Origin of the sequence: Alteromonas sp. AO-Serp, from assembly GCF_017849675.1 — a bacterium.
GTDB classification, from domain to species: domain Bacteria; phylum Pseudomonadota; class Gammaproteobacteria; order Enterobacterales; family Alteromonadaceae; genus Alteromonas; species Alteromonas macleodii.
Genome location: NZ_JAFLMX010000261.1, coordinates 1 through 8698 on the forward strand (window position 1 = coordinate 1; position 8698 = coordinate 8698).

Genomic DNA, 8698 nt, shown 5'->3' on the forward strand with positions numbered 1-8698 from the left:
CCTATCAAAAAAACAGTTGTTGGCATTACCGGCAAGAATGCGCCAATAATACCTAGAAGGGTAAAAAACAACCCGAGTGATAAATACAGTACTTTTTTCATGAAATACCAACGCCCAATTCAGTCCAACTCCTTGGTAAGTGTCATGACTTAACACCAGCGACACACCCTTCCAATATGCCAAATTTATACTCAGATATTAGATAAAGTGGATCTACATTGCCTTGTCGTAAATCAAACCTACTCTATAACCATACGCCAAAATAATGAAGTTTCCATCTACATTGGTCTAATTTACTTTGATGCGAATTGACACCTATCCATCTACGTTGCTGCACACCATAACTCTCGCTTACTGATATTGATTACAACACGACAAATGGCATACAACTATAGATAAACGATAATAAAAACTGTTATCATTTATACTAAAGTATTGGCTTTTCATCACGCTCCTTTTATCACACAACACTTGGATTTTTTTGCAATGAAATATTTAGCCGCGTTAATAGCTGCTTCGTTGACCTCCCCTGCTTTATCACAAGACATTGAAACCTCTTCGGATACACGTGAAATATTACCCGCGAAATCCGACCAAGTAGAGCGTGTGGTAGTGACTAGTAGAGCGATCAATCTATATCGCAATGGTAACTCATCTACAGGTAAGTTAAGTGTTGACCCACTTAATTCGACCCAACAAATCACTACAATCAACGAAAGCTTGATACGCGATCAGGGTGCGCGCAATGCAAAAGATATTTATCGTAACATTGCTGGTGTTAGCCAATTTAGCTATGCCGGTGTAACCGCCAGGGGGTTCAGACAAGAGGAAATCTTCTTCGATGGCTTACGCGGAGACCCTTATGTAGGTTTTAACGTACCTCAACTATTTAATATCGAGCGCGTAGACTTTTTAAAGGGCCCTGCCGGAATGCTCTATGGGCCGGGAGCGCCAGGTGGCTTGTTCAACTACGTCACAAAAAAACCTACGTCAGAATTCGACGCCAACGCTAGAATAATTGCTGGATCACATGCTCGCTTTGGAGGCTCAGCAGAAATAAATGGGGCAATTAATGACGACCAAAACGCCCGTGCAGGTGTTTTTTATGAGCAGCAAGATACTTATCGAGACAACAGCGACAGTGAAGTATTTATCTTCGATTCTGGCTATACATACGACCTTCAAGGCCACCTACTAACGCTTCAGTACACTCATTACTCACAGGATTTGGGCGCTAATCGACTGCGCGGAGTGCCCGTCGACGACAGCGGTAACTTTCTCACAAATCCAGACTGGAATCATAATGAAGCCAGTGACTTCCTAAATTTGCGCTCTGACTCTGTTCAGCTCTCTCTAGAAGGACAGCTTAACGATGCAGTAAGCTACAATACACGTTTGCGCTACATAGATAATGAACAAGAGCAGAACTACCATGAGCCACGTGCTCTTATTGATAGCGATGGAGATGGGAACATAGACCTTGTCGGCCGTGAATTTAGAGATCAGTTACGCGAACAAGAGCAACTTAGCTTTGGCGCCAACTTTGTATATTCAGGTGAGTGGTTGGGTGCAGACCATAGAACGGCGTTCGGCATTGACCTTTATAAAGGAAAAGAGGACGCGCTTTTAGGTGCTGCGGCTTTTCAGCAGGATTTCGTTCTTCGTTATCTAAGCGGGACTTCACTTGAATCAGATATCATTCCACTAACGCTTACTAACCCTAACTACGGTATAACGCAGTCTGAAAACTACAATGTACAATTCAGACCATTGAGCACAACCGAGCAAACGCGAAACGGTGCCTATGTACTGAATGAACTCGCTTGGGAGCAGTTTACCTTTGTTGCTGGTTTGCGCTACGACCAGTTTGAAGATGAAACGTCTAGTGCCATTTTCGACGATTCAAACGTAAGCTTCAGGGTTGGTGGTATTTATAAAATTAGCGCTAATATTTCACTTTATGGTCAATGGGCAGATTCATACGAACCACAGTCGGTAAGTAATCAGCAAGTTCAGGCGGGTGGACCGTTTGAACCAACGACCGGAGATATTATTGAAGGTGGTGTGAATGCAGAGCTGTTCGATGAAACCACCTTACTGCGATTGGCCGTGTATCAAATCACTAGGCAAAACCTCCTCCAGTCTACCGGCGAAGACCCTGAAGGCGATGGCATTGATAATGTCGCGCCCGTGGGTGAGGTGACCAGTGACGGATTCGAAGTTGAGGTTATCACTGACATAACGCCAAATTGGATCTTGAGCGTAGCTTATGGCTACAACGACGCAAGAATCACCGCAGATAATGGCGGTGGCGGTATTAGTAATAGTGTCGGCGACCGCTTCGCTAATGCGCCTCAGAATCAATTTGGTTTCTGGACGCGTTACCAAATACCTGAGTGGAATCTCGCCTTTGCCTTTGGTGGAAACTATGTTGACGACCAACTGAGCCTGTCTGGTCAGAACGTGAAGTCATATTTCATTGCAGATGCGTCGATAACTTGGGAAGTAGACAACTACAGCGTACTATTTAGAATAGATAACCTATTTGATAAAGAGTATGCCGAATCAGGCTTTATTGAGCGCACAGGTCACTTCCCCGGAAACCCAAGAAACGGTTTTGTAGAATTCACCTACAAGTGGTAGACACTGCGTTTTTTAAAATTCGGGATTGGCTATGCGCATAAACTCTGCTTAGAGTTCTGTTTATAAGCAGCGCTTTTAAGTTAAATTCTTGCGCTTAGCCCTTCTTTCTTTCAATTATACGCCATGCTTTTTACTATGTTCCCTGCACCATGCAGGGATTGTCTTTTACCTTACACAAGTATTTCATGACTAACGATAAAACCGCGCAAAGAAAGTACCTAAAGAAGCTATACAACTTGCACGCGTGGGTAGGTTTTCAGCTCTCACTTGTGCTTTTTATTATTGTTGCAACGGGCACTATTGCTACGGTATCCAATGAAATTGATTGGCTTGTGTTTGAGGAAATGCGCACGTTTAATACGCCTCCTAGCGATCTAGACAGCGCCGATGATGAAATTGTTAAGTGGAACAGTATCTATGAGGCTACGCTTAACTATGCAGAACAAGCAAAGATAAAATCCATCTCGACCATGGGACATGATAATTTCACCTACCGTGTCAGAGCAGAATTCCCCGATGGTCATGACCGCTTTATCCACGTGGATCAGTACACCTATGAAGTGACAGGCGATATTCCTATTTTAACGATTCAGCGGTTCTTCCGAGACTTTCACCGCTATCTGTTTATGCCTAATTATCTTGGCTTACCAACGGTTACCTTTTTCGCATTCATTCTTGCTATCTCGCTGTATACGGGCCTAAAAACAACCCGAAACTGGAAAACCGCCATTACCCGTCTCCGCCTAAACCAAGGCCCAAGAATACTACTGAGCGACCTTCATAAACTGCTTGGGCTGTGGAGCCTCTGGTTTTTCATTGTCATTGTCATAACCAGTTGGTGGTATTTATTTGAATTCGGTGCCGCAGTTGCAGGCAATCGATTTGAACCTCGCCCACCTAAGGCCACCGTCATTTCAAATTATGAGCAAGTTAACCCTGTATCAACCACGCAGTTTTCCAGTGCGTTTCAGAAGGCATCGCAAGCCATTGAGGACTGGCAGATCACCGGTGTACTATTTCCTACCTCAGACGCAGCAGCACTGCGATTCACAGGTATAGGCAATAACCCTTTACTACGTGAGCGCGCGCATAAAGTAGATATTGATATAACCAATCAGCGTATTGTTGGCGTACAAGAGCCCAAAAGTATGGCCTGGACTAACTACCTCAATGAATACGCAGACCCGCTGCACTTTGGATACTTCGGTGGGCTTTTGACTAAGTTAATTTGGTTTGTATTTGGTGTTGGTTTAACAACGCTTTCTGCAACGGGGGTGATGATGACATGGAAGCGTACGAAATCATCTGCTCTAACCAAAACACAAAAGCGAACGCTGCCCATCTTACTTCTGGCACTAGTCTATTTTGTCTTTTGGCTGCAGCGGTATTTGTAATTCGTTCTAACTGAAGACTCACATACCTCTGCACCAGCGCGGCATTCACGTTATCAGTCTAAGCAGACTTTTAGTATGCTGCGATGTACAATTATTTAGTGTTAGACGACTGCTTGACCTGCTGCCACAGCGCTTCCATTTCATCAAGCGTCAATGCGTCGAGCTTGTCGCCCTGTTCAGCCGCTAAGCGCTCTACGCCTTTAAAACGGTTGGCAAACTTGTTACTGGCGTTTCTAAGTGCGGTATCAGCATCTACCTTGCAATGTCTTGCCAGATTAACCATGGCAAAAAGCGCATCGCCAATCTCTTCTTCAATGGCTTGTTGGTTGTCGGGCACGCCACTGTTTAAAGGCGAAACACCAGTATTCAAAGCCCCCTGTGCTCGCTGTTTGAAATCCAGCTCTTGCTGAATCTCTTCCACTTCCTCACGCACTTTATCTATGACAGGTGCGGCATCAGGCCAATCAAATCCTACCTTTGCACAGGCTTTCTGCAGCTTTTGCGCGTACATAAGTGCCGGCATACCTTTAGGCACATTATCTAAAATACTGTTTTCTATTGCTTCGTTGTCTTGCTTTAAACGCTGCTTTTTAAGCTGCTTTTCTTGGGCTTTGATAGCATCCCACTGCGCGTTTAAAGCACTGTCACTCAATAGGGTACGTTCGACCTTGACGTTTTCATTTGTGTCACCAACGCCCTCAGATGCAAGCGCGTTCGCAAACACATGAGGGTGGCGACGCACGAGCTTATCACTAATGCTTTGCGCCACATCGTCAAAAGTAAATGCGCTAGATTCACTGGCTATCTGTGCGTAGAACACCACTTGAAACAGCAAATCACCCAACTCATCTTTAATGTCATGCATATCACCTGTGGCAATAGCATCAGCCACTTCGTAGGCTTCTTCTATGGTGTAGCGAGTTAGGCTTTCCATGGTTTGTTTTACATCCCACGGGCACCCAGATTGCGGGTCGCGCAGCTGCGCCATAATGTCAAGCAGCCGCTGCGTTTCACTAAGCTTAGCTTTGTTTGCGTTTTGCATCAGTCACGCCTTTAAGCTGTCGCAATCGGGTTAACACTTTTGATACGGTGTCGAGATCGTGCACCTCTATCGAAATGGTGATAAGCGCCGTCTGTCTATTTTTATCACTTAGGCTGTTCACGCCTAAAAGCGGCACGTTTTCATTCGCCAATACCGTAGTAATATCTCGCAACAGGCCAGTTCTATCGTGACAGAATATATCTATGCCTGTCTCAAAGCCCACTTTAAGCTCTTGTGACCAATTCACTTCTATCTGACGCTCAGGGTGTTGTGACAACAAGTGTTGCAGCTGGTCGCAGCTTTCTTTATGAACGCTTACACCACGGCCTTGTGTGATATAGCCTAAAATTGCTTCGCCTGGTACCGGCTTACAGCAGTTCGCCAGCTGGCTCATTAAGTGACCCACGCCCTGCACTACCACTGCATCTTTTTTGCCCGTCCCGGCAGCAGTTTTGCGCGTTTTAACCTTAGGGCTAATTTCGGGTTCTGGGGCTGAGGGCTCCTGCAAATGATGAATAAAATTAATCACCTGCATAACGCGCACATCACCGGCACCTACCGCAGTGTACAAGTCATCGAGGGTTTGTAAGTTAAACTTCTCAAATGCTTCATTGGGTACTTTGGCAGGTAAGTGGGCACGCTGAAGTTCGCGTTCTAGCAGCTCTTTACCGGCAGCAAGGTTTTTGTCTCTGTCCTGCTTTTTAAAGAAGGAATGGATAGTGGCACGCGCCCGTGATGAATGCACATAGCCAAGACCTGGGTGCATCCAGTCGCGGCTTGGGTTTGGCTCTTTTCCGGTAAGTACTTCTATCTGATCGCCACTTTGCAGTAAATAAGTGAAAGGCACTATTCGCCCATTCACTTTTGCGCCAATGCAGCGATGTCCCACATTGCTGTGAATATAGTAAGCAAAATCAAGCGGTGTAGCGCCTTGGGGAAGGTCAATAACATCGCCTTTGGGTGTGAACACGTACACCCTATCGTCAAACACCTGGCTGCGAAGTTCTTCAACTAAATCGCCAGATTCGGCCACTTCCTCTTGCCACGCTAATATGCGACGAAGCCAGTTTATACGCTCGTCATAGCCTGACTGCTTGCCCGTACTGCCCTCTTTATATTTCCAGTGAGCTGCCACACCCAGCTCTGCATCCTGATGCATTTTCTGCGTGCGAATTTGAATCTCTACCGACTTCCCTTCAGGCCCCACGATAACCGTGTGAATAGACTGGTAACCGTTAGGTTTTGGGGTTGCAATGTAGTCGTCGAATTCGTTCGGTAGGTGCTTATAGCTGGCGTGAACCGTACCAAGCGCGGCGTAACAGTCTTGAAGTCGCTCGGCAATAATACGCACCGCACGAATATCAAAAAGCTGCTCAAACGTAAGGCGCTTTTTCTGCATTTTTTTCCAAATGCTGAATATGTGCTTAGGACGGCCGTAAACCTCTGCGCGAATTTCTTCGCTATCAAGCAAGCCCTGCAAGTCGCCTACTATGGTTTCTATGTACTCGGCGCGCTCTCTGCGCTTGCCGTCAAGCTGATGAGCTATTTGTTTGTAGGTGATGGGATGTAGATAGCGAAACGCAAGGTCTTCAAGCTCCCACTTTAACTGACCAATGCCCAAACGGTTTGCCAGTGGCGCATAGATGCTAGCGCATTCGCGGGCCACCATAACGCGGGTTTCCTCGTCGGCTTTTTTAACCTGTTGCAATGCACAAATGCGTTCTGCCATTTTGATCACAACGGCACGCACGTCTTCTACCATCGCCAGCAGCATACGGCGAATACTGTCGATGTGCTGTTCGTCCGACTTTTCTGCAAAGCCAGAGCCTTTTACTTTACGCGCATGTAACGACTTGATGGCATCCATTCGGCGCACGCCAACGATCAGGTCGCGTATTTCCCCGCCGAATTCTTCATAAATATCGTCTTCACTTAAGGCGTGCTGTTCGCAATATGGAAAAACCAAGGCTGCCTGAAGCGTTGCGTCATCCATATTGAGCTGACACAAAATCTCAACCATTTCCTGACCAACCAACAGTCGCTCTGGAATAGATGACACTGCACTTAGTTTTTCTTTTGTTTCTGCACTTAACTCAAGGCTGTCTAACCACGCTTCAAAGGGTGGTCGGTCGGCTTGGTGGACCTTTCTTGTCGATACCATATCCTTTACTCGTTACTGCTGCTTTCGCGTAAACAAGGCCATCATTTCCATGTGATGGGTGAAGGGGAACATTTCTGCTACGCCCGCTTTTTCCATTTCATAACCTCCCTCTATCAACACCTTCGCGTCTCTAGAAAACGTACTTGGGTTGCAAGAAACATACACTATCGTTTTTGGTAGTGCTTTTACAAGCGCATGACAAACGGTCAACGCCCCTTCTCTTGAGGGGTCGAGTAGTACCTTATCAAAGCCCAGCTGTAATGAAGCCTCGACGTTGGTCTTATCAGCCAAATCTAAATGCAGCCACTCTACATTTTCAATGCCCTGTTGCTGTGCATTGTCTTTGGCGCGGCGCACCATCTCTGCCACACCTTCTACCGCCTGAACCTTTGCACCTAACTTAGCAATAGGTAAAGTAAAATTGCCCAGCCCGCTAAACCAATCAGCGATACGTTCGTTGGGCTTTGGGTTTAGCCATCCTATTGCCTGATTAACCATTTTTTCGTTAACCACTTTATTAATTTGTATAAAGTCGTTAGCACTAGGTGAAATTGAGCAGGCATTTACCGTGTTCATCACCATATCAGTACCACGGCCCACACTGCGAATTTGCCCCTGCTTATTTTCAAGCTTTAATTCAATACCGTAGGCATCAACTGATGAACTCGTGTTCATCAATTCGCTCACTGCATCAATAAGCTCAGCTTCAAGGGCTTTGGTGTGTTTAATAACAAGATGTGAGGTGTTGTCGCCTGCAATAAGGCTGATATGCCCAATATGACGCGCTGACTCGAACCCTGTAAGCGCATCTCGTAAAGGGCCAATAAGTCTAGATAGCGGGTCGACCAGTATTGGGCAGGTTTCTACATTGATAACGTTACTGCTATTTGCTTCACGAAAGCCCAACTTAATTTGATTGGGGTTGCGGGCATCTATAGCCAGTCTTGCTTTCCTGCGATATTGAGGGCGAGGCCCTGCTAAAGGTGCTTGCCAAACATTTGGCTTCATTGAAAGCTGGCGTTCCATCATCACTTTAAGAGCACGGTCACGTTGCTCAAGGGCAGCGTCAGGCTTTATGTGCTGTAGCTGACACCCACCACATGCATCAAACACTGGGCAAAAAGGCGCTTGTCTTTCATCACTTGGCGAATGAATGTTTGTCGCCCTGGCGTTAATGACTTTCTTTTTGCTAGATAGCACCTCTATGTCGCAGGTTTCTCCTACAAGGGCACCTTCAACAAATACCATCGGATTGCCGCGCACTACGCCATTGCCCATCCAGTCCAAATCTTCAATGGTGACCGTGTTAGGCTTTTGACATTCACTGGTATCCGCTGCTTTTTTGCTTTTCCCAAATCGAAGTCCTGCGACCTGCGCGTTGGCTCTGGCATTCCCTTTTTTTGAAGCGCCACGCTCAGTAAGCGACGTTTTGCCTTTTTGCTTGCTACGAGATTGTTT

General features: G+C 46.2%; 5 protein-coding genes. 2 read left to right on the forward strand and 3 right to left on the reverse strand.

Annotated elements, in window-relative coordinates:
- The first annotated feature begins 486 nt into the window (after window positions 1-486).
- Both QVA83_RS17275 and QVA83_RS17280 read left to right on the forward strand, forming a co-directional pair.
- Window positions 487-2643, forward strand: a complete 2157-nt coding sequence (locus QVA83_RS17275; protein ID WP_156077923.1) for a TonB-dependent siderophore receptor — start codon at window positions 487-489, stop codon at window positions 2641-2643.
- 185 nt (window positions 2644-2828) lie between these two features.
- Window positions 2829-4037, forward strand: a complete 1209-nt coding sequence (locus QVA83_RS17280) for a PepSY-associated TM helix domain-containing protein (protein WP_156077922.1) — start codon at window positions 2829-2831, stop codon at window positions 4035-4037.
- 91 nt (window positions 4038-4128) lie between these two features.
- Here the strand turns inward: QVA83_RS17280 and mazG are convergent, their stop codons facing one another.
- The 3 genes from mazG to rlmD form a co-directional block, all read right to left on the reverse strand.
- Window positions 4129-5079 (reverse strand): nucleoside triphosphate pyrophosphohydrolase, encoded by a 951-nt coding sequence (mazG, locus tag QVA83_RS17285; protein WP_156077921.1) that lies wholly within the window; start codon window positions 5077-5079, stop codon window positions 4129-4131.
- Window positions 5057-7240 (reverse strand): GTP diphosphokinase, encoded by a 2184-nt coding sequence (gene relA, locus QVA83_RS17290; RefSeq protein WP_156077920.1) that lies wholly within the window; start codon window positions 7238-7240, stop codon window positions 5057-5059. The genes mazG and relA overlap by 23 nt, the downstream gene beginning before the upstream one ends.
- A 12-nt stretch (window positions 7241-7252) precedes the next feature.
- Window positions 7253-8698 (reverse strand): 23S rRNA (uracil(1939)-C(5))-methyltransferase RlmD (rlmD, locus tag QVA83_RS17295; RefSeq protein ID WP_287498742.1); only part of this gene is annotated, 1446 nt, incomplete at its 5' end.

Excerpts from the sequence above, each read along its gene's own strand:
- QVA83_RS17275 (WP_156077923.1), top strand. The coding sequence starts at position 487 with ATGAAATATTTAGCCGCGTTAATAGCTGCTTCGTTGACCTCCCCTGCT.
- QVA83_RS17280 (WP_156077922.1), top strand. The coding sequence starts at position 2,829 with ATGACTAACGATAAAACCGCGCAAAGAAAGTACCTAAAGAAGCTATAC.
- mazG (WP_156077921.1), bottom strand. The coding sequence starts at position 5,079 with ATGCAAAACGCAAACAAAGCTAAGCTTAGTGAAACGCAGCGGCTGCTT.
- relA (WP_156077920.1), bottom strand. The coding sequence starts at position 7,240 with ATGGTATCGACAAGAAAGGTCCACCAAGCCGACCGACCACCCTTTGAA.